19 protein-coding genes are annotated in these 19,325 nt (G+C 73.6%); 11 read left to right on the top strand and 8 right to left on the bottom strand.

Annotation, left to right across the window (positions count from 1 at the left end):
* The first annotated feature begins 11 nt into the window (after positions 1-11).
* The 5 genes from ACZ7KF_RS06090 to ACZ7KF_RS06070 all read left to right on the top strand — a co-directional run bounded on the left by ACZ7KF_RS06090 (position 12) and on the right by ACZ7KF_RS06070 (position 5,585).
* Entirely contained in the window at positions 12-1,403 is a 1,392-nt protein-coding gene (locus ACZ7KF_RS06090) for a serine/threonine-protein kinase (RefSeq protein ID WP_471069749.1), read from the top strand.
* Positions 1,404-1,557: 154 nt separating this feature from the next.
* Complete coding sequence (locus ACZ7KF_RS06085) at positions 1,558-2,280, top strand: DUF4232 domain-containing protein (RefSeq protein WP_471069748.1); 723 nt, start codon at positions 1,558-1,560, stop codon at positions 2,278-2,280.
* A 197-nt stretch (positions 2,281-2,477) separates the two neighbouring features.
* Positions 2,478-3,719, top strand: coding sequence for a polysaccharide deacetylase family protein (locus tag ACZ7KF_RS06080; protein ID WP_471069747.1), 1,242 nt, complete (start codon positions 2,478-2,480; stop codon positions 3,717-3,719).
* 64 nt (positions 3,720-3,783) lie between these two features.
* Complete coding sequence (locus ACZ7KF_RS06075; protein WP_471070018.1) at positions 3,784-5,037, top strand: SLC13 family permease; 1,254 nt, start codon at positions 3,784-3,786, stop codon at positions 5,035-5,037.
* Between the two features lie 29 nt (positions 5,038-5,066).
* Positions 5,067-5,585: a universal stress protein gene (locus ACZ7KF_RS06070; RefSeq protein WP_471069746.1), complete on the top strand. Its 519-nt coding sequence runs from the start codon at positions 5,067-5,069 to the stop codon at positions 5,583-5,585.
* Between the two features lies 1 nt (position 5,586).
* Here the strand turns inward: ACZ7KF_RS06070 and ACZ7KF_RS06065 are convergent, their stop codons facing one another.
* Positions 5,587-7,419 (bottom strand): RICIN domain-containing protein, encoded by a 1,833-nt coding sequence (locus ACZ7KF_RS06065; protein ID WP_471069745.1) that lies wholly within the window; start codon positions 7,417-7,419, stop codon positions 5,587-5,589.
* A 411-nt stretch (positions 7,420-7,830) separates the two neighbouring features.
* Positions 7,831-8,799, bottom strand: coding sequence for an aldo/keto reductase (locus tag ACZ7KF_RS06060; RefSeq protein WP_471069744.1), 969 nt, complete (start codon positions 8,797-8,799; stop codon positions 7,831-7,833).
* A 148-nt stretch (positions 8,800-8,947) separates the two neighbouring features.
* Here ACZ7KF_RS06060 and ACZ7KF_RS06055 point away from each other — a divergent pair, with 148 nt between their 5' ends.
* Positions 8,948-9,790, top strand: coding sequence for an endo alpha-1,4 polygalactosaminidase (locus tag ACZ7KF_RS06055; protein WP_471069743.1), 843 nt, complete (start codon positions 8,948-8,950; stop codon positions 9,788-9,790).
* A 149-nt stretch (positions 9,791-9,939) separates the two neighbouring features.
* A complete protein-coding gene (locus ACZ7KF_RS06050) occupies positions 9,940-10,794 on the top strand; it encodes a hypothetical protein (RefSeq protein WP_471069742.1) in 855 nt (284 codons plus the stop codon).
* Positions 10,795-10,841: 47 nt separating this feature from the next.
* On the opposite strand, the gene ACZ7KF_RS06045 is transcribed toward ACZ7KF_RS06050, so the two are convergent.
* Entirely contained in the window at positions 10,842-11,042 is a 201-nt protein-coding gene (locus ACZ7KF_RS06045) for a ferredoxin (RefSeq protein WP_471070017.1), read from the bottom strand.
* An 18-nt stretch (positions 11,043-11,060) separates the two neighbouring features.
* Positions 11,061-12,290, bottom strand: a complete 1,230-nt coding sequence (locus ACZ7KF_RS06040; RefSeq protein ID WP_471069741.1) for a cytochrome P450 — start codon at positions 12,288-12,290, stop codon at positions 11,061-11,063.
* A gap of 400 nt (positions 12,291-12,690) precedes the next feature.
* Between ACZ7KF_RS06040 and ACZ7KF_RS06035 the strand changes: the two genes are divergently transcribed.
* Complete coding sequence (locus ACZ7KF_RS06035) at positions 12,691-13,140, top strand: nitroreductase family deazaflavin-dependent oxidoreductase (protein WP_471069740.1); 450 nt, start codon at positions 12,691-12,693, stop codon at positions 13,138-13,140.
* Positions 13,141-13,235: 95 nt separating this feature from the next.
* Here ACZ7KF_RS06035 and ACZ7KF_RS06030 read toward each other — a convergent pair whose 3' ends face one another.
* Positions 13,236-14,390 (bottom strand): cation diffusion facilitator family transporter, encoded by a 1,155-nt coding sequence (locus tag ACZ7KF_RS06030; RefSeq protein WP_471069739.1) that lies wholly within the window; start codon positions 14,388-14,390, stop codon positions 13,236-13,238.
* A gap of 98 nt (positions 14,391-14,488) precedes the next feature.
* Between ACZ7KF_RS06030 and ACZ7KF_RS06025 the strand changes: the two genes are divergently transcribed.
* Positions 14,489-15,508 (top strand): glutathione S-transferase family protein, encoded by a 1,020-nt coding sequence (locus tag ACZ7KF_RS06025; protein ID WP_471069738.1) that lies wholly within the window; start codon positions 14,489-14,491, stop codon positions 15,506-15,508.
* 28 nt (positions 15,509-15,536) lie between these two features.
* Complete coding sequence (locus ACZ7KF_RS06020) at positions 15,537-15,842, top strand: DUF4235 domain-containing protein (protein WP_471069737.1); 306 nt, start codon at positions 15,537-15,539, stop codon at positions 15,840-15,842.
* A 166-nt stretch (positions 15,843-16,008) separates the two neighbouring features.
* Here ACZ7KF_RS06020 and ACZ7KF_RS06015 read toward each other — a convergent pair whose 3' ends face one another.
* Genes ACZ7KF_RS06015 through ACZ7KF_RS06005 form a run of 3 tightly spaced genes read right to left on the bottom strand, consistent with a single transcriptional unit; the run spans position 16,009 to position 17,683 of the window.
* Positions 16,009-16,401 carry a VOC family protein gene (locus ACZ7KF_RS06015; RefSeq protein WP_471069736.1) on the bottom strand — a complete coding sequence of 131 codons (393 nt, stop codon included), beginning with the start codon at positions 16,399-16,401 and terminating at the stop codon, positions 16,009-16,011.
* 52 nt (positions 16,402-16,453) lie between these two features.
* Positions 16,454-16,918, bottom strand: a complete 465-nt coding sequence (locus ACZ7KF_RS06010) for a pyridoxamine 5'-phosphate oxidase family protein (protein WP_471069735.1) — start codon at positions 16,916-16,918, stop codon at positions 16,454-16,456.
* 33 nt (positions 16,919-16,951) lie between these two features.
* A complete protein-coding gene (locus tag ACZ7KF_RS06005; RefSeq protein ID WP_471069734.1) occupies positions 16,952-17,683 on the bottom strand; it encodes a TetR/AcrR family transcriptional regulator in 732 nt (243 codons plus the stop codon).
* Between the two features lie 127 nt (positions 17,684-17,810).
* On the opposite strand from ACZ7KF_RS06005, the gene ACZ7KF_RS06000 reads away from it, so the two are divergent.
* Positions 17,811-19,313, top strand: coding sequence for an APC family permease (locus tag ACZ7KF_RS06000; protein WP_471069733.1), 1,503 nt, complete (start codon positions 17,811-17,813; stop codon positions 19,311-19,313).
* The last annotated feature ends 12 nt before the right edge of the window (positions 19,314-19,325 follow it).

Below are 19,325 nucleotides of genomic sequence, written 5' to 3'. Positions count from 1 at the left end.
ATGATAGTCGTATGCACCCCCTGGAGCGGATCGGCCGCCACCGCCTCGAACGGCCGCTGGGCAGCGGCGCCTTCGCCACGGTGTGGCTCGCCCACGACCCCGAACTCCAGGCTCCGGTGGCGGTGAAGGTCCTCGCCGAGAACTGGGCGCACCGGCTCGACATCAGGGAGCGCTTCCTGTCCGAGGCGCGGCTGCTGCGCCGGGCCGGTTCCAACCGGGTGGTGCAGGTCTACGACATCGGCGAACTACCCGACGGAAGGCCGTACTTCGTGATGGAGTACGCCGGCGGCGGAACGCTGGCCGATCTGCTGGCGGGCGGTCCGCTGCCGGTGCGGGACGCGCTGGCGCTGACGGCCGAGGCCGCGCGCAGCGCCGCCGCGCTGCACGAGGCGGGCATCGTGCACCGGGACATCAAGCCGACCAACGTGCTGCTGCACACCGCGCCGGACGGCACCCGGCGGGTGCTGCTGGCCGACCTGGGCCTGGCCAAGAGCCTCGCGCAGGCCTCGGTGCTGACCCTGGCCGCGGGCTCGGCGGGCTACCAGCCGCCGGAACAGGCCGAGCCCGGCGAGGGTATCGACGAACGGGCGGACGTCTACAGCCTGGGCGCGGTCGGGTACGAGCTGCTCACCGGCACCGTGCCGGGGGCGCCCGGGAAGGTGGTACCGCCCCGGCGGCTGCGCCCGGACCTGGACGAGGCCGTGGAGCGGGCGCTGCTGCGCGCGCTGGAGCCGGACCGGGCGCGACGCTGGCCGAGCGCCCTGGCGTTCGCGGGGGAGCTGGACCGGCTGGCCACGGGCTCGCCGGCGCGGTCGGCGCGACGGCTGGACGGGGTGCGCGGCCGGCTCAACAGCGTGACCCTGGCCCTCGCCGCGGTCCTCGCCGCCACGGCCGCCGCGGTCACGGTGACCATGGCGCTGCACCGGGACGGCAACGCGGACGACGAGGGGGTACGGGTCGCGGACAGCACCGGGCGGGTGACCCTCACCGTGCCCGCCGGCTGGGGCCGGGAGCTGCGCGACTCCGGCTGGGACCCGCACGCGCTCGGGCTGGCGGCGGGGCACGAGCCGGGGCTCGTGGTGGCCGACGACCTGTCCCGCTGGCCCGACCTGGAGGCCGCCGTCGACGGGGTGTTCGTGGGGGTCAGCGCGCACGGCGACGTCACCGCGAAGGTCAAGGCCCTCGCCCACGCCGGCTGCCGCTACGCGGGTGCCCGCACCTTCGCGGACGCCGACTGGCACGGACTCGTCCGGACCTGGAGCGGCTGCCCGGACGGCGGCTCGGTCACCGAGTCCGCGCTGGTCCCGGTGGACGGTGCCGCACAGCCGCAGGTGTACGTGCAGGTGCGCCAGCGGGGCGACGACAGCACCGACGGCGTACTCCGTTCGCTGCGGGTGACCTGAAAGGACGCCTGCCGGAGGGCAAGTCGGGGAAAAGAACCTCACGTGTCCCGAACTTTTCCCGTGCTCCGCGCATCGGACGGTGGTGACGGCGCACCCGGCGCCGTAGGCACGCGTCCCGGTCGCGTGCCGTGACTCTCCAGGAGTGTTGAGCGACATGGTGTACAACCCCCGGTCCGTGCGGCACGGGGCCCTGCTCGTGGGCACGGTCGCCGTGCTGGGCCTCCTGACCGGCTGCGGCAACGGCAGCGACCTCCACAGCGACCCCCCGCGGACGGCCTCCGGCACGGCCGCGCCCGCGCAGGACGGCAAGAGCGGCGCCGCGTCCGCCGCGCCCGCCGCGTCCTCCTCGTCCGCCACGGCCTCCGCGCCCGCCGGCACCGCCGCCTCCACCGCCCCGCGGACGAGCGCCTCCGCGGGCGGCGGCGGTAGCAAGGCCGCGGCCCCGACGGCCGCGGCGGGTTCCCGCTGCCACACCTCGGAGCTGCGCGCCTCCGTCGGCCGCAACGACCCGGGCGCCGGCCAGGAGAACTTCCCCCTGGTGCTCACCAACAGCTCCGGCCGGACCTGCACCCTGCGCGGCTATCCGGGGGCGGCCTTCGTGAACGCCTCCGGCAGCCAGCTCGGTGCCGACCCCAGGCGGGAGCCCGGCTCCGCGGTGACCGTCACGCTCCGGCCCGGACAGAGCGCCTGGGCCGGGCTGACCTTCTCCAACCCCGGGATCAGCGGGGCGAAGCCGGCCACGCCGAGCGCGCTGCTGGTCACCCCGCCGGACGAGCGGGACCAGCTGAAGGTGGGCTGGTCGGGCGGAGCCGTACCGGTCTCCGGGAACTCCTCGTCCGTCCGGCTGACGGTGCTCAGCCCCGGCACCGGCCCCTGACCCGGCGCCCCCTCCGCGCGAACCCCGCTGCCACCACCCCCGAGGCAGCGGGGTTCGTCATGTCGGCGCCTCGACTGTCACAGGACGGCAACAGGCGCCGCCGGCCGCGATCTTTCCCCGGCTCACCGTCATCGAACCCGGTCGACCGCACGGCGAGAAGGCCCCGCAGGGGCCATGACCAGGGAATCGGGGCAAAGATGAGCGGGATCTCACGCAGGCGGGTACTGACGGCGGGGGCGGCGGCAGGCGCCCTCGGGACGCTGGCCGCCTGCTCCTCCGGCACCGGCCTGTCCATCGGCGGACGGGAGCCGGCGGACGGCAGGGGCACCGCGCAGGCCCGGCCGGCCAAGCCCCTGGGCGACGGCTCCACCGCCGACACCGGTGACCAGCCGCACCAGCCGAAGCCGGACCGGCTGGAAGCGGGCCGGCGGCCCCCGCAGTTCGTGGTGCTCTCGTGGGACGGCGCGGGCGAGGTGAGCAACAAGCTCTTCTCCCGGTTCCGCAAGGTGGCCGCCGACCACGGCGCGAAGATGACGTTCTTCCTCAGCGGCATCTACACCCTGCCCGAGTCCAAGAAGCACCTCTACCGGCCCCCGCAGCACCCGGTCGGTGCCTCCGCGATCGGCTACCTCGCCGACCGGCACATCCACGCCACGCTGCAGCAGGTGCGCGCGGCCTGGCTGGAGGGCCACGAGATCGGCACCCACTTCAACGGGCACTTCTGCGGCGCGACCGGGGTGCGCAACTGGTCCCCGGCCGAGTGGCGCAGCGAGATAGACCAGGCCGTGGACTTCGTCACGAAGTGGAAGACCAACACCGGTTTCACCGACCTCGAACCGCTCCCCTTCGACTACCGCAAGGAGCTGATCGGCGGGCGCACCCCGTGCCTGGAGGGCCAGGCGGGCCTGCTGCCCACCGCCGCCGCGCTCGGCTGGAAGTACGACGCCAGTTCCTCCGGGGGTCTGCAGATCTGGCCGGGCAAGGTGCAGGGCGGCCGGATCTGGGACTTCCCGCTCCAGTCCATACCGTTCTCCGGGCACTCCTTCCAGGTGCTCTCGATGGACTACAACATGATGTACAACCAGTCCGGCGGGAATCCGCTGGGCGACCGCGCGCAGTACGACACCTGGCGCGCCCAGGCCCGCGACACCTACCTGGCCGGTTTCCGCCGGGCCTATGACGGCAACCGGGCCCCCTTCTTCGTCGGCAACCACTTCGAGCGCTGGAACGGCGGCATCTACATGGACGCCGTGGAGGAGGCCGTCGGGAAGATGGCCGCGTACGAGGACGTCCGTTTCGTCTCCTTCAAACAGCTCGTGGCCTGGCTGGAGGCGCAGGACCCGGCGGTGCTGCGCAAGCTGCGCACGCTCTCCCCCGGTCAGTCCCCCACGGGCGGCTGGGCGGAGTTCCTGGGCGCGGCGGGCAGCCCGTCGTCGTAAGGCACTCCGGGTCGTCTGTTTTCATGGGCGGGCACCCCCGTGATCGCTTCCGGAAGGACCCGCCCTGAACACCCCGCTCGCCGAGGCCCTGTCCGCCGTTCTGCTGGCCGCCGTGCTGGCCTGGGCCGTCGTACGGCCCTTCGGGTGGCCGGAGGCGGTGATGGCCGTGCCCGCCGCCGGGATCGCCGTCGCCACCGGCGCGATCTCGCTCGACCACGCCCGGGCCGAGGCGGAGCGGCTCGGGCCGGTGGTCGGGTTCCTGGCCGCGGTGCTGGTGCTCGCCCACTTCTGCGATGTGGAGGGGCTGTTCCAGGCGTGCGGGGCGTGGACGGCCCGGTGGGCGGGCGGCCGTCCGGTGCGGCTGCTGACGGCGGTGTTCGCGCTGGCGTCGGCCATCACCGCCGTGCTCAGCCTGGACGCGACGATCGTGCTGCTCACCCCGGTGGTGTTCGCCACGGCCGCGCGCACCGGCGTACGGCCCAAACCGCATGTCTACGCCTGCACCCATCTGTCGAACACGGCGTCGCTGCTGCTGCCGGTGTCCAATCTGACGAACCTGCTGGCGTTCGCGGCGAGCGGGCTGAGTTTCACCCGGTTCGCGGCACTGATGGCACTGCCCTGGCTGGCCGCGATCGGCACCGAGTACCTGGTGTTCCGGCGGTTCTTCGCCCGGGACCTCGCGGCGGCGGCGCCGGCGGACCGGGACACCGGCGAGGCACCCCGGCTGCCGCTGTTCGCGCTGGTGACCGTGGGCTGCACCCTGGCCGGTTTCGTGGTGGCGTCGGCGTTCGGCGTCGAACCGGCCTGGGTGGCGGCCGCGGGCGCCCTGGTGCTGGCCGGGCGGGCGCTGGCGCTGCGGAAGGCGACCCCGCTGAGCGTCGTACGGGCGGCGGCCCCGGCCTTTCTCGCCTTCGTCCTGGCGCTGGGCATCGTGGTGCGGGCGGTGGTCGACAACGGGCTCGCGGATGTGCTCGGGCGGGTCCTGCCGAGCGGCAGCGGGCTGCCGGCGCTGCTCGGCATCGCCGCGCTGGCCGCCCTGCTGGCCAATCTCATCAACAACCTGCCCGCGGTGCTGGTGCTGCTGCCGCTGGCGGCGCCCGTCGGGCCGGGGGCGGTCCTCGCCGTGCTGCTCGGGGTGAACATCGGCCCGAACCTCACCTACGCCGGGTCGCTGGCCACCCTGCTGTGGCGGCGGATCGTGCAGCAGCACGAGCACGACGTGGACCTCGGGGAGTTCACCCGGCTCGGTCTGCTCGCCGTGCCGTCCTCCCTCGCCGTCGCGGTGGTGGCACTGTGGGGGTCGCTGCAGGTTCTGTAGCGGTGTGCGGGAGCCGAGGGAGGCCGAGGATGCGGGTGATCGCCTGGCTCGTGGAGGGCACCTGGCCCGCCTGTGTGGACGCCGTGCGCGCCCATGCGCCGGACGACGCCGAGGTGGTGCTGCTCCATGTGAGCGGCCCCGACGTGCCCGCGGTGGCCCACGGGGCCTTCGCCGGGCTGCTGGGCCGGGGCCACCCGGCGGGGCACCGCCCGGCCGAGGGCTGGGGCAGTGATCCGGGTGACCGGCTGGAGGCGCTCGGCAGTACGTCGGCGGCCTCGCTCCTCGACGCGGCGGCCGAACGGCTGGGCCGGCCCTGCGTCCGCGAGGAGCGGTCGGGGCGGGTCGAGCGGGAGGTCGTGGCCGCCGCCGAGGGGGCGGAGCTGCTGGTGCTGGCCCGGGACGGGGACCGGTCCCGGCTCGGGCCGAAGAGCCTCGGCCCGGCCGTCCGGTTCGCCGTCGACCACGCGCCCTGCCCGGTGCTGCTGGTGTGGCCGGAACCGGCCCCGGGGCTGGGGACGATCCCGCCCCCGCCGCCGCACCGGCACTGAGTCAGCGGTGGTGGCGTCCGCCGCCCCCGCCGTGGCCTCCGCCGCCCCAGTCGCAGTACTCGGGATACACCGTGCACGGGTCGGCGGTGCCGGTCGGCGAGGGCTTCGGCCCGGTGCTCGTCTCCGTCGGCCCGGGACCGGCCGTGGGCGTCCCGGACGGCGAGGGGGCGGTCGTCGTGGGGGCGGCCGTCCCGGACGTCGTGGCGGGGGCGGCGGGGGCCGCCGGGACGGTGTCGCGGCCCCAGTTGACGTTCTCCATCCGCAGATCCGCGTGGGCGGTGTCCACGGCCCAGCGCTGGGCGGTGCCCGCGGCACGGGTCTTGAGCACGAGGGCGCCGGAGCCGTCGGTGGCGGCCGGGGTGAGGGCCAGCCCCCGGTCGGCGTGCGGCACCAGGGCGCCCTGGACGGTGAGGTCGTAGCGGATGTCGCGGGCGGCCTTGCCGGTGGCCGAGCAGGGGGCGAGACGCACCGAGTAGCCGAGGCGGGAGTCCAGGCACAGGTCGGGGGCGGCGGCGTTGCGCAGCAGTCCGTCGGTCTCGTACGTCCACTGCTGGCTCGGGGTGGCGGCGCAGTCGGCGAGTTCCGTCTCGGCGCCCTGGACCGCCCGCTCGCCGACGACGCCGACGCACAGACCCGAGGCGACGTTGCGCAGCCTGCCGTGCAGGGCACCGCCCTGGCCGGCGGCGTTCGACCCGGCCCAGGACGCGCCCGGGGAGGCCGCGTCCTCGCCCGGGGTCCGGGAGGGCGTGCCGGCGGCGCCGGGAACCGGGCCGCCGCCGGAGCCGAACGCCGACCACAGCACCAGGGGCAGGACGACCAGACCGCTGACCCCGCCCGCGGCCAGGGCGAGCTTGCGGCGCCGCGCCCGCCGGGCGGCGCGCTGGGCGGAGCGGCGGGAGACGGGTGCGGGGGCGGAACCGGGTGTGGGGGCGGGGGACGAGACGGGCGCGGGGGCGGCCGGTCCGGCCGGGACGAACGCCTCCCCGGCCGGCGGCGCGACCGCGGCGGCCGGCGGGGCCGGCTCGGCCGGAGGCTCGTCGGGGGTCGCCCGCGCCTCCAGATAGCCGCGGGCGCCCCAGCCGAGGACCGCCTCGGCGAGCGCGAGGCCCAGGCCGCCGTTGAACCCGGTCAGTTGTTCCGCGGTCCGGCCGCAGTGCGCGCAGCCGGACAGGTGCTGCCACAGATCGGGGTCGATGTCGGTGCCGCCGCGCCGGAAGGTGACGTCGAGCATGCGCAGGTAGCGCTGGCACTCGTCCTCGGGAGCGAGTTCGCGGTGCACCTGGAGGCATTCCTCGCGCAGCCGCTCGCGGGCCCGGCGGAGTTCGACGCGGGCGCCCTCCTCGTCCAGACCGAGCAGTGCGGCGGGCACGGCCAGGGGTTCGGCCTCGACCTCGGTGTGCCAGAGCACGGCGCGGGAGGTCTCGGGCACCCGCTGGAAGGCACGGGACAGCAGCCGCCGGCCGGGCGGTGGCAGCAGCCGGGCCGCGGCCCGCTCGCCGGTGCCGTCGCCCGCGCGCAGGTCGGGGTGGAGGAGTTCGCGGCGGTCGTCGGTGTCCCATTCGGCCGCGATGCGGCGGACGGCGACCAGCACATGGGGCCGCCAGGCGGCGGTGGGGCCGGACTGCCGGAGGGACGCGCCGAAGAGGCGGGTGAACGCGGCCGTGGTGAGCATGCCGGCGGCCCGTGGTCCGTCGGTGCACAGCCGGGCGTAGGCGAAGGCCGCCGCCCAGTGCCGGTCGAGGAGTTCGCCGACGGGATGCAGTGCGGGTGACGCTCCTGTCCACTTCTTCAGTTCGGCGCTCAGTCGTTCGTCCGACAGACCAGCCTCGGTCACGGCCGCATTCCTCCAGAGAAATACCGGGGATTAGTCCATACCATTTGGTATGGGGAGGGCTTGAGGCAGCTCGAACGTCCACCTGAGGCGGCTCTTTTGAAGCGTGGGGGGTGTACGGGAGCGGCCTGGCGCATACAGAGGGAATGTATTTGCCTGCGCGCCGACAGCGCACACTTTCGCACAGCCGAACACGCCCGAACAAGAGATCCCGCGATTCTCGGCATTAGCCGCCGTATTTTCTTTATTGACGTTTCGTCAAGGGCGGCCATTTTCTTCCGTACCCGGACGTCCGCCCGCCCCGCGGGAGGCCGACAGCGCTGTCGAGGTCCGGTGCGCGGGCGGCACGGGGCGCGAGCGAGGGCGCCGGTCCGTGCGGCACCGGGTTCGCGCCGCACGGACCGCACCGACCGGTCAGTGCCCGCTGATCGCCCGTGGGGTGTAGGGCCGCTGGAGTTCCTCGATCTCCTTCTCGCTCAGCTCCAGTTCGACGGCGGCCACCGCGTCCTCGATGTGGCGGGGCTTGGCCGCGCCGACGATCGGGGCGGCCACGGTGTCCTGGTGCAGCAGCCAGGCGAGGGCCACCTGCGCGCGCGGCACGCCCCGGTCGGCGGCGATCCGGGTGACGGCCTCGACGATCGCCCGGTCGCCCTCCTGGTACAGCCGGCTGCCGAAGTCGTCGGTGGCACTGCGGTCGGTGACCGTGCCCCAGTCACGGGTGAGCCGGCCGCGCGCGAGCGGGCTCCACGGCAGCACGCCGACACCCTGGTCCGCGCACAGGGGCAGCATCTCGCGCTCCTCCTCGCGGTAGAGCAGGTTGTAGTGGTTCTGCATGGACACGAACTTCGTCCAGCCGTGCCGCTCGGCGGTGTGCTGCGCCTTGGCGAACTCCCACGCGTACATCGAACTCGCCCCGATGTAACGGACCTTGCCCGCCTTGACCAGGTCGTGCAGGGCCTCCATCGTCTCCTCGACGGGGGTCGTGTGGTCGTAGCGGTGGATCTGGTAGAGGTCGACGTAGTCGGTGCCGAGGCGGCGCAGGCTGTGGTCGATCTCGCTCATGACGGCCTTGCGGGACAGGCCGGCCCCGTTGGGTCCCGGGCGCATCCGGCCGTTCACCTTCGTCGCCAGCACGATCTCGTCGCGGTCGGCGAAGTCCCTGAGGGCTTTGCCGACGATCTCCTCGCTGGTGCCGTCGGAGTAGACGTTCGCGGTGTCGAAGAAGGTGATGCCCGCCTCCAGCGCCTGCCGGATGAGCGGGCGGGACGCCTCCTCGTCGAGGGTCCACTCGTGCGTGCCGCGGTCCGGCAGCCCGTAGGTCATGCAGCCCAGACAGATCCGCGAGACGTCCAGGCCCGTCGAACCGAGCTTCACGTACTGCATCGTTGCTGCTCCTGCCTTCGAGGCGACGGTCGGGATCGAGCCTACGACCTGACCCGGGGCCGACTTGACGGGTGGAACGCGCGGGCGATTTGATCCTGACACGTGCCGCGCCGCCCGGCGTGGGCAGGATGGAGCGGACTTGCCCCCCATGGGTGTTTTCCGCGCCTCGGGGTCGCGTACGGCCCTGGGCGCCTCGGCAGCGGCCCTGATCGTCGCGGTGTCGGCACTGGCGGGCTGCGCCTCCGGCGAGCGGGAGAAGAACGGCTCCCCGAAGCCCGCCGCGGTGCGGCTGCCACCGCGGGCCGCCGGCTTCGACTACCAGATCGGCGGCGCCTATCCCCCGCCCGCGGGCGTGCGGATCGTCAGCCGCGACCGGTCCGACTCCCCCGCGCCGGGCCTGTACAACATCTGCTACGTCAACGCGTTCCAGGCCCAGCCCGCGGAGCGTTCCTCCTGGCCGGCCGAGCTGCTGCTGCGCGACGCGCGCGGCAGGGTCGTGATCGACGAGGACTGGGACGAACCGTTGCTGGACATCCGCACACCGGACAAGCGCAAACGGGTGGCACAGCGGGTGAACCGGTGGATCGACGGCTGCGCGGACAAGGGCTTCGACGCCGTCGAGCCCGACAACTACGACAGCTACACCCGCTCCCACCGGCTGCTCGACGCGGCCGACGCGACCGCGTTCATGGCCCTGCTCTCGCGGCACGCGCACGCCCGGCAGCTGGCCGTCGCACAGAAGAACACCGCGGAACTGGCCGGGCGGCGCGGGCGCGCGGGGCTGGACTTCGCGGTGGCGGAGGAGTGCGGGCAGTACGACGAGTGCGAGGTGTACGCGAAGGCGTTCGACGACCGGGTGGTGGACATCGAGTACACCGACGGCGGTCTGCGCGCGGCCCGCGCCCGCTGGGGCGACCGGCTGAGCATCGTCCGCCGGGACCGGGACGTGTCCCTGCCGGGCGCCGCCACCTACGTGCGCAAGGTGCGGTAGGGGCCGATCCTGCGCGGTCGGCCCGCCGGGGCGGTTGCTGCCCTCAGGTGACCGTCCGGCGTGGGAGCCGTCGGATGGTCGTACTGTCGTCTCATCCTCGGCGCAGACGACCGGCGACCGACCGGTCTCGGCCGCCCGGGAGGAACGCGGTGCCGACACGTCCCACCACTCTGAGAGCCCTGGCCGGGGCTTCCCTGCTGCCTCTGTCCCTCGTCACTCCCGCCTGGGGGCAGCCCGCGGCGACCACGCCGGCGCCGGAGACCCCGGCCACGCTGTGCGCGGTCGCCGGCACCCTGCGCGGGGGTCACGGCCAGCAGGCCGTGGTGAGCCTGTGCGCCGCCAGCGGCAGTCCCCAGCTGACCGTCTCGGCTCCGGCCACCTGCGGGCGCGCCGGGGTCCGGGTCCGCTTCAGCTGTCGCACCGAGGGCAGTTGGACGGCCCGGCGGGCGGGCCGGACGTCGGCGACGGGCACGCTGCCGGGCACGGGCGAGTACCCGGGGCCGGGGACGTACGAGATCACCGCCACCGTGCGTGTGCGCTCCGCGCCCGGCGGCGTCGACCTGACGGGCACGGTGCGGACCGCCCTGTCGCTGACCACGCCCCGGGCGAAGCCCACGCACGCCGTCACCGTCGACGGCACGGCCCTGCGCCGCAATGCCACCACCACGCTGACGTACACGATCCGCCGGGACAGCGACGAGGGTGACGGCAACGCGCGGTTCGGGCTCATCGGCGAGGCGGGCACGGGCGTCCGGGTCGCCGCGGCCGACACTCGCTGCGCCAACCCGCTGATCGGCCGGCACCCGGCGAAGACCCGTCTGCCGCACGCCCTGGACTGCACACTGACCGCGCTCCAGCCGGGCCACCCCGAGACGGTGCGGGTCCTGATCACCGTCGGGGCGAAGTGCTCCACGGTGGTGTCGAAGCTCGGCTACTGGATGCCGAAGGGGCAGGCGCTGTACACCGGCGCCATGCTGGCCGGCCCGACGCTGACCTGCCGCTAGGGCCGGTACGGCGGTACGGCGGCCGTGGCCGCCGTACCGCCGGGCCGTCAGCCGGTGCGCTCCCGCACGGTGATCGCGCTCACCGGGCAGGCGCGGGCCGCCACCCGGACCATCGGATCGTCCGCGCCCTCCTCGTGTCCGGGGAGGACGACGCTGTAGCCGTCGTCGTCCTGGGTGAAGACGTTCGGCGCGGCCAGCGCGCACTGCCCGGCGCCGATGCAGACGTCTTTGTCGATATCGATGTCGATGTCCATGCGCAGAGCCTCTTACCAGGTCACGGGAAGTTCCAGCATTCCCTGGATCGTGTCGCCGGGTTTGAAGGGGATGTCCTCGGCCGGGGCGGCCAGTCGCAGCCCGGGCAACCGGGTGAGCAGGCTGCCGAGGGCGATCTCCAGTTCCGCGCGGGCCAGGTTCTGGCCGAGGCACTGGTGGAAGCCGAAGCCGAACGCCAGGTGGTGGCGGTCGGGGCGCTGGAAGTCCAGGGCGTCGGGGTCGTCGTACACGGACGTGTCGCGGTTGATCACCGAGGTCGAGAAGAGCACGCCGTCACCGGCCCGGATGGTGCTGCCGGCGATCTCGATGTCCTCCAGCGCGACCCGCTGCATGCCCTCCGCGATGGACAGCATCCGCATCAGTTCCTCGACGACGGCGGGCAGCAGCGCGGGGTCGGCGCGCAGCTCGGCCAGCCGGTCGGGGTGCTGGAGCAGGGTGAAGGTGCCGAGGGAGATCATGTTGGCGGTGGTCTCGTGACCGGCGACCAGCAGGATGATGGCGAGCGACACGACGTCGGCGCGCTCCAGCTCGCCCGGGCGCAGCCGCTGGTGGACGAGGTCGTCGAGGATGCCGTCGCCGGGCTCGGGGTCCTTGGCCTTGGCGTCGATCAGCCCGCCGAGGTACTCCTCCAGCCGGTCACGGGCGGCGATGGTGTCGGCGCCGGTCGGGCCGCGCAGCAGCCTGCGGGACTGCTCCTCGAAGAACTCGTGGTCGGCGTAGGGCACCCCGAGCAGGCCGCAGATCACCATCGACGGCACGGGCAGTGCGAAGGCGGAGACCAGCTCGGCGGGCGGTCCCTGGACGATCATCGCGTCCAGCAGCTCGTCCACGATCCGCTGGATCCAGGGGCGCAGGGCGGTCGCGCGTTTGACGGTGAACGACGGGATCAGCATCCGCCGCTGGCGCTGGTGCTCGGGGTCGTCCACTCCGAGCAGGGCCACTTTGCGGTCCCGGCCGGCCTCGAACCGGGGCGTGGGGACGGGGAAGCCGGGGCGGCTGCGTACGGTGGACAGGCGGGGGTCGGCGAGCAGGGCGCGCGCGGTGGCCTGGGCGGTGACCAGCCAGACCTCGCGGCCGTCGTAGAGGGCGACGCGCGACAGGGGGCGCCCGTCGCGCAGTTCGGTGTATCCGGTGGGTGGGTGGTAGGGGCAGGTGCGGTCCTGGGGAAAGGCGACGGGTGCGCCCGGGGCGGCCGGTCCGGTGATGTCCGTCAGTTCCGTCATGGAAAGACCTCGCAGACGAAGAAGTGCGTCGTGCCGATCTTCATTAGATGCCCCAGGCACCTATGGGTCGACGGCAAGTTCAGCCACTTCAGTGTCTCTCGTGATCTGGCCGGAGCAATGCGGGCGGAGGGACGGGAACCGGCCGCCGCCCGGGACGCCCAGGAACGGGGCGAACCGGATGGAACGGGCACGGCCGGCCGGCGGACCCGGATCGCCTCCCGTCCCGGGTGGGCGGTGATCGGGACGGCGGGCACCCCGTCGCGCCGTGCGGAACGGCGCGAGGTCCCGTGCGGCGGTCATCCCGTCGGCGGACACGGCACGCGGTACGGATGCATCGAGCGGTCACCGGTGTTGACTCTTGTGGCACACACTCGTTGGACCGACGAAGGGACGACATCCCATGCCTCTTGAGGGCGAGTACGAGCCCAGCCCCACGCAGTGGGTTCGCGAGCAGGTCGAGCTGTACGAGAGCTCCGGCGGGACGGAGGGGACGACGCTGCGGGACACCGGGCTGCCGGTGATCCTGCTGACCACCCGGGGCGCGAAGAGCGGGAAGATCCGCAAGACGCCGTTGATGCGGGTGGAGCACGAGGGCCGGTACGCGGTGGTGGCCTCGCTCGGCGGTGCGCCCAAGCATCCGGTCTGGTACTTCAACGTGAAGTCCGACCCGCACGTCGAGTTGCAGGACGGCTCGGTGAAGCAGGACATGCGGGCCCGCGAGATCACCGGGGCCGAGAAGGCCGAGTGGTGGGAGCGGGCGGTGGCCGCGTACCCGCCGTACGCCGACTACCAGGAGAAGACGTCCCGGGAGATCCCCGTCTTCGTGCTGGAACGCCTCACCGAGAGCTGATCCGGGCGGAAGCCGGTTCAGGTCGGCCACCGGTCCATTTCAGAAAAATCTGTTCCGGGGGCGTGTGAACCGGCTTCCGGGCGGGCACTGGTGCGTCAGGCCCCGCCGCGTTCCCCCGTCGCGGCGGGGCTCTCCCATGCCTCGCCCGCGGTCCGGTCGGTGACGTCGAGGAAGATCTGGTCGGCGTCCGGGAACGTCCGGGAGAGGGACCGCTTGATGCGTACGGCGACCTCCTCGACACGCTCGCTGTCCAGGCCCGGCACCAGGTCGATGCGGGCGGCGACCAGGGTGGAGTCGAGGCCCATCTTCATGGTGAAGAGCGCCTCCACGCTGTCGATCTCCGGCTGTGCCCGCAGCAGTGCCCTGATCCTGCCGCTCTGCTCGGGGTCGGCGGCCTCGCCGATCAGCTGGTCGCGGGCGTCACGGCCGAGCCGGTAGGCGACGTAGACCAGCAGGACACCGATCGCCATCGAGGCGGACGCCTCCCACACGACCTGTCCGGTCGCCATGTGCAGGGCCATGCCGATCAGGGCGAGGGTGACGCCGAGCACGGCCGTGCCGTCCTCGGCGACCACGGTGCGCAGCGCGGGGTCGCTCAGCCCGCCGAGGCTGCCGCCCTGCCGGCGCACCTGGTGCAGGGCCCGCAGCAGCGAGGCGCCCTCGGCGACCAGGGAGACGCCCAGCACGGCGAGACCCGCCACATAGCCGCTGAACTTCTCCTCCGCGCCGCCGCGCAGCGCCTCGAAGCCCTGGAAGAAGGAGAAGCAGCCGCCCATGACGAAGATGCCCACGGCGGCGAGCAGGGACCAGAAGAAGCGTTCCTTGCCGTAGCCGAAGGGGTGCCGGGAGTCCGCGGGGCGGCGGCTGCGGCGCAGCGCGGCCAGCAGGAAGACCTCGTTGAGGCTGTCGGCGACGGAGTGCGCGGCCTCGGACAGCAGCGCGGGCGAGCCCGCGAGGACGCCGCCGACGGCCTTGGCCACCGCGATCACCAGGTTGGCCGCGAGGGCCACGAGGACGGTGACCCGGGTGTGCCGGTCGGCCTCGGCACCGGTCCGGCCGCCGGTGCCGGCGCCCCCGGCGCGGTCCGGGGGCTCGGGGCCGTCCGGTCCGTGTTCCGGTGGCGCTTGCGGGTCCGTGGCGTGTGCCGGTCGCGCCGCGCCGTCCTCGGCCGGGTGGGCGGCCGTCTCGTGTGCCGCGCTGTCCTCGGCCGGCTGTACGGCCGTCTCGTCTTCTGAAGATGTCCCGCTCACCTATCGCCGATTGCCCCGGACCGGGCGGCTCACACCGTGCGGGCCGCGCGAAACGGGGAACGCGTCGGCCAGGAGGACCCGGGCAGTGAGGAGGAGACATGGGCGACGACGACGGCAACAGGGCCTACGGCCACCGGAAGTTCACCCGGTCCAGGAGCCACTTCGCGGACCGGATCACCGCCGACGGCCGGGACGGCTGGCCGGTCGAGGCGGGCCGTTACCGGCTGGTGGTCTCCCGTGCCTGCCCGTGGGCGAGCCGGGCGGTGATCTCGCGCCGGCTGCTGGGGCTGGAGGACGCGCTGTCGCTGGCGGTCGCCGACCCGGTCCAGGACGACCGCAGCTGGCGGTTCACCCTGGATTCCGGCGGCCGGGACCCGGTGCTCGGCATCCGGTTCCTGAGCGAGGCCTACGACAAGCGGGAGAGCGGTTACCCGGGCGGGGTGAGCGTGCCCGCGATCGTGGACGTCCCCAGCGGGCGGCTGGTCACCAACGACTACCAGCGCATCACCCTGGACCTGGCCACCGAGTGGACGGCGCTGCACCGCGCCGGCGCCCCGGAGCTGTACCCGGCCGGGCGGCGCGAGGAGATCGACCAGGTGATGGCCGAGGTGTACCGGGACGTGAACAACGGTGTGTACCGGGCCGGGTTCGCCACGCGACAGGACGAGTACGAGGAGGCGTGTGCCGGGGTGTTCCGGCGGCTGGAACTGCTCGGTGAACGGCTGTCCGGGCAGCGGTATCTGGTCGGCGACACCCTCACGGAAGCGGACATCCGGCTGTTCACGACGCTGGTCCGGTTCGACGCGGTCTACCACGGCCACTTCAAGTGCAACCGCTGGAAGCTGGCGGAGCACCCGGTGCTCTGGGCGTACGCCCGGGACCTGTTCCAGACACCGGGCTTCGGCGACACGGTCGACTTCGACCACATCAAGCGGCACTACTACCAGGTGCACACCGGCATCAACCCCACCGGCATCGTGCCGCTCGGCCCGGATCTCGGCGGCTGGCTGAGCCCGCACCACCGCGAGGAGCTGGGCGGCCGGCCGTTCGGGGACGGCACGGCACCGGGTCCGGTGGCCCCGGGCGAACGGGTGGCCGCGCAAGGACGGCCCGCATGAGGCCCGCATGACGAGGAAGTAGTCAGACATGGCCAAGAACAAGAAGAAGAAGCTCCCGCTCGCATACCAGCCGGTCGGATTCGTGCTCAGCTGGGCGGGCGGTGCGCTGGCCGGAAAGGCTTTCCGCAAGGCGTGGATGGCGATCCGGCACGAGGAGGACGCGCCCGACGCCCTGGACCCCGACCGCGGATGGGGGGAGATCCTGCTCGCCGCCGCCGTCCAGGGCGCGATCTTCGCGGTGGTGCGCAGCGCCGTGGACCGCACGGGCGCGAAGGCCATCGCCCGGTCGACCGGGGTGTGGCCGGTGACGGAGAAGGGCGGCGGCCGGGACTGAGCCGGAGGGGCCGACCGCGGCGCGGCGGGTTCTGCGCGCCGCGCCGCGGTCGGCCGTCCGGCCCGGCACACCGGCCCGCCCGCTCGCCCCACCCGACGCATCCCCGCTCGACCGTCGCGGGCCGCCTCGCCGGCGCCGGCGGCCGGCCCCGTGCGGGAGCGCCCGGTCAGCCCTGTTTCGGGGCCGTCGGGGGCTGCAGGCGCAGGGTGAAGGAGTGTCCGGCGGGGTCGGCGTACCCGCGTTCCTCGTACGGCCCCGCCGCGTCCCTCGTCTCGATCGGCCGGCCGCCGAGCGCCACCACCCGCCGTTCGGCCTCGTCCAGGTCCTCGACCAGGAAGTCGAGATGCGCCTGGAGGGAGTTCTCCGGACGCGGCCAGCTGGGCGGAGTCGCGTTGACATCGCGCCGGAAGGCCAGCCGGACACCGTCGGCGCCGCGGATCTCCACCAGATTGGCCGACGCGACCGTCCGCTCGCCCTCCAGCAACTCCCGATAGAACTCGGCGAGTTTCTCGGGTTCGGCGCAGTCCAGCACGACCACGCCCGCTTTCACCAGAGCCATGGATCCTCCCGGGATGTGTCCTCTTCCCAGCGGATATCCCGGCCCGCCGGATTCAGTCGGCGAACAGCCACCGCCCGCCGCGCATCACCTCGCGCCCGGACAGCTCGTTCTCCTCGCGCCAGGCCTGGATCCGCTGCGGGAGGACTCTGAAGTACAGGTAGCGGGTGGACAGTTGACGCGGGTCGAAGCCGGTCTTCCCGGCGAAGACCTCGGCGTCCTCCTCGGGCAGGTCCTCGGGCGTCACCGACTGGACGGTGCCCTCGATCAGGACGACGTCCCGCGTCGGCCCGACACCGAGCCGGGCCTTTCCGGTGGCCACGAGGTTGCGGCCGGTGGGACTCTCGGCCGGGGTGGCGATCAGCAGCGTGGCGCCGTCCCACACGAACGACAGCGGCACGAGATAGGGGGTCGCGCCGTCGGGCCCGGCGGTGGCCACCCACAGGTCGACGTCGTTCTCCAGCCGGTGGAGGGTGTCCTTCTTGCGCTGCTCGGCGGGGCGGGCGGGGGGCGGGGTCATGGCGTACGGCCTCCTCTGGGTGATCTTTTCCGTTCAGTGTGGCCGTGGATGCCCCGTTCCCGCACGGAGTCGCTCCAGGCGTGTCCGGGCGGCGGTGAGGAACAGGTCCAGGGCGGCCGGGTAGGAGCTGGCGCGCATGGTGGCGACGAGATGGCGGGAGGTGGCCGCGATGTTCGGGTGGGTCTCGGCGGGCAGCCGCGCGTAGGTGGTCCGCCACACCTCCGCCTCGGCCTCGCGGGCGGCCCGCGGCAGGGCGGTGCCCGCGGAGTCCAGGGCGCCGAAGGCGAGGGCCTGGTCCACGAACGCGTGGTAGATCCGCACCGCCTCCGGATCGGGGAACCCGGCTCCGCGCAGCACGCCGAGCATGCTCTCCACGGCCTGGATCTCGTGTGCGCGGCCGGTGACCCGGTGGGCGCTCAGCGTCGCCGCCCGAGGGTGCGCGAGGGCACCGGCGTGCATGCGCAGCCCGAGTTCGCGCAGGTCGGCTTCCCAGGCGCCGGTGGGCCGCCAGGACCGCAGGGCCCGGCCGATCAGCTCGTCGGCGATGGCGAGCATCAGGTCGTCGGTGTGCCGGAAGTACCGGTACAGCGAGCTGGGGTCGGCACCCAGGGCACGGCCGAGGCGGCGCACGGAGAGGGCGTCGGCCCCGTGCTCCTCGATCAGCCGCAGCGCGGTGCCGACGATCAGCTCGGCGGACAGGACGACACCCTGTTTCGTGGGGCGTCTGCGCCGCCGGGCGGCGGGCGGGACGACGCGGTCGCTCATGGATGCCTCCCCGGGACGTGCCCGGCACCTTATGACAACACCGTTGACCTGTTAAGTGCCACGGCAGTTTCATGTCCGCTCACCGGGGCCGACCGGGGCCCCCGCGGGTGTGAGCGGAGAGCCGGCCATGACCGACAGATCCTTCGGAGCGGACGATCCGGCGCGGCCCGGGCTGCGCAGGTCGCTGGGCGTGGTGGACGGCGTCGCCGTCGCCGCGTCCAGCACGGCGGCGACCACCAGCATCGGCATCGGGCTGGGGGTGACCGCCTCGGTGGTCGGCCCCCATCTGCCGGCGATCATGCTGCTGGCGTTCCTGCCGGTGCTGGCCATCGCCGGGGCCTACGGGCGGCTGAACCGGGTCGAGCCGAACGCGGGCAACGGCTATGTGTGGGTGGGCCGCTCGCTCAGCCCCTGGCTGGGTTTCACGGTGGGCTGGGTGAACATCGTGGCGAGCGTGGCGTTCCTCGCCTACACCACGGCGGTCACCGGCTCGGCGCTGCTGCAACTGGCCGGCCGGGCCGGCCTGCACCGCATCGGCTCGTTCGGCCTGGACCCGGACTCGACCGCGCAGACGACGGCGCTGGGCGTCGTAATACTGGCCGCGGTCACCGTGACCGCCGTGACCGGGGTGCGCACCGCGGCCCGGCTGCAGACCTGGCTGCTGGTCTTCGAGTACGCCGTTCTGCTCGGCTTCTGCGGCTACGGCATCGTGACCGGACCGCACTCCCTCAGCCTGTCCTGGTTCGACCCGTTCGCCATCCCCTCCGCGACCGCGCTGGCGCAGGGACTGCTGCTGTCGGTGTTCTGCTACTGGGGCTTCGAGGCAGCGTTCACCGTCACCGAGGAGGTGCGCGACCCGCGGGACGCCTCGCGGGCCGGGCTGATCACCCTGGTGACGATGCTCGGCCTGTTCCTGCTGGGCTCGGTGGCCTTCCAGCGGGTGCTGTCCGGGGACGAACTGGCCGGGCACGGCGCACAGGGACTCGCGTACTACGGCGACCGGCTGGCCGGCGAGCCGCTGGCCGCGCTGCCCCTGGTGGCGCTGATGTTCTCGGCGGTCGCCTCGTTGCAGGCCGGGGTCATCCCGACGGCCCGCGGGGCGTTCGCGATGAGCCGGGACCGTACGCTCGGCCCGGTGTGGTCCCGGGTCAGCGCCCGGTACGGGACCCCGGCGGCCGGGACGCTGCTGATCGGGGCCCTGGCCATGGCCGTGGCGGCGGGCGCCCTGGTGATCCCCCGGCTCGCCGACATGATCATGGCGACGGTGAACGCGGTCGGGATCGTGGTCGCCGTGTCCTACGCCCTCACCGCACTGGCGGCGGCCGTACGCTTCCGCTCACTGCTGCGCACGGACCGGCGGCAGGCCCTGCGGGCGGTGGTGCTGCCCGCGCTCGGCGCGCTGGCGCTGCTGGCTCTGGGCGGCTACCTCGGCTGGTCCTTCTACACCTCCACCGACCACGTGGAGGTCAGCGCGGACAACGGCTGGTTCCTGCTGCTCGTGCCGCTGGTGATGATCATGTCGGGGGTCGTGGTGGCCGGCTGGGCGAAGTGGGTGCGCAAGGCGCCCTACTTCCGCACCGGTGCGGGCACCGACGCCGACGCGCCCCAGCTGCTCACCCACTCCGACTGACCGACCGGGAAA

Source organism: Streptomyces sp. NPDC038200, from assembly GCF_055600785.1.
This window is presented reverse-complemented; position numbering and strand designations above follow the sequence as displayed.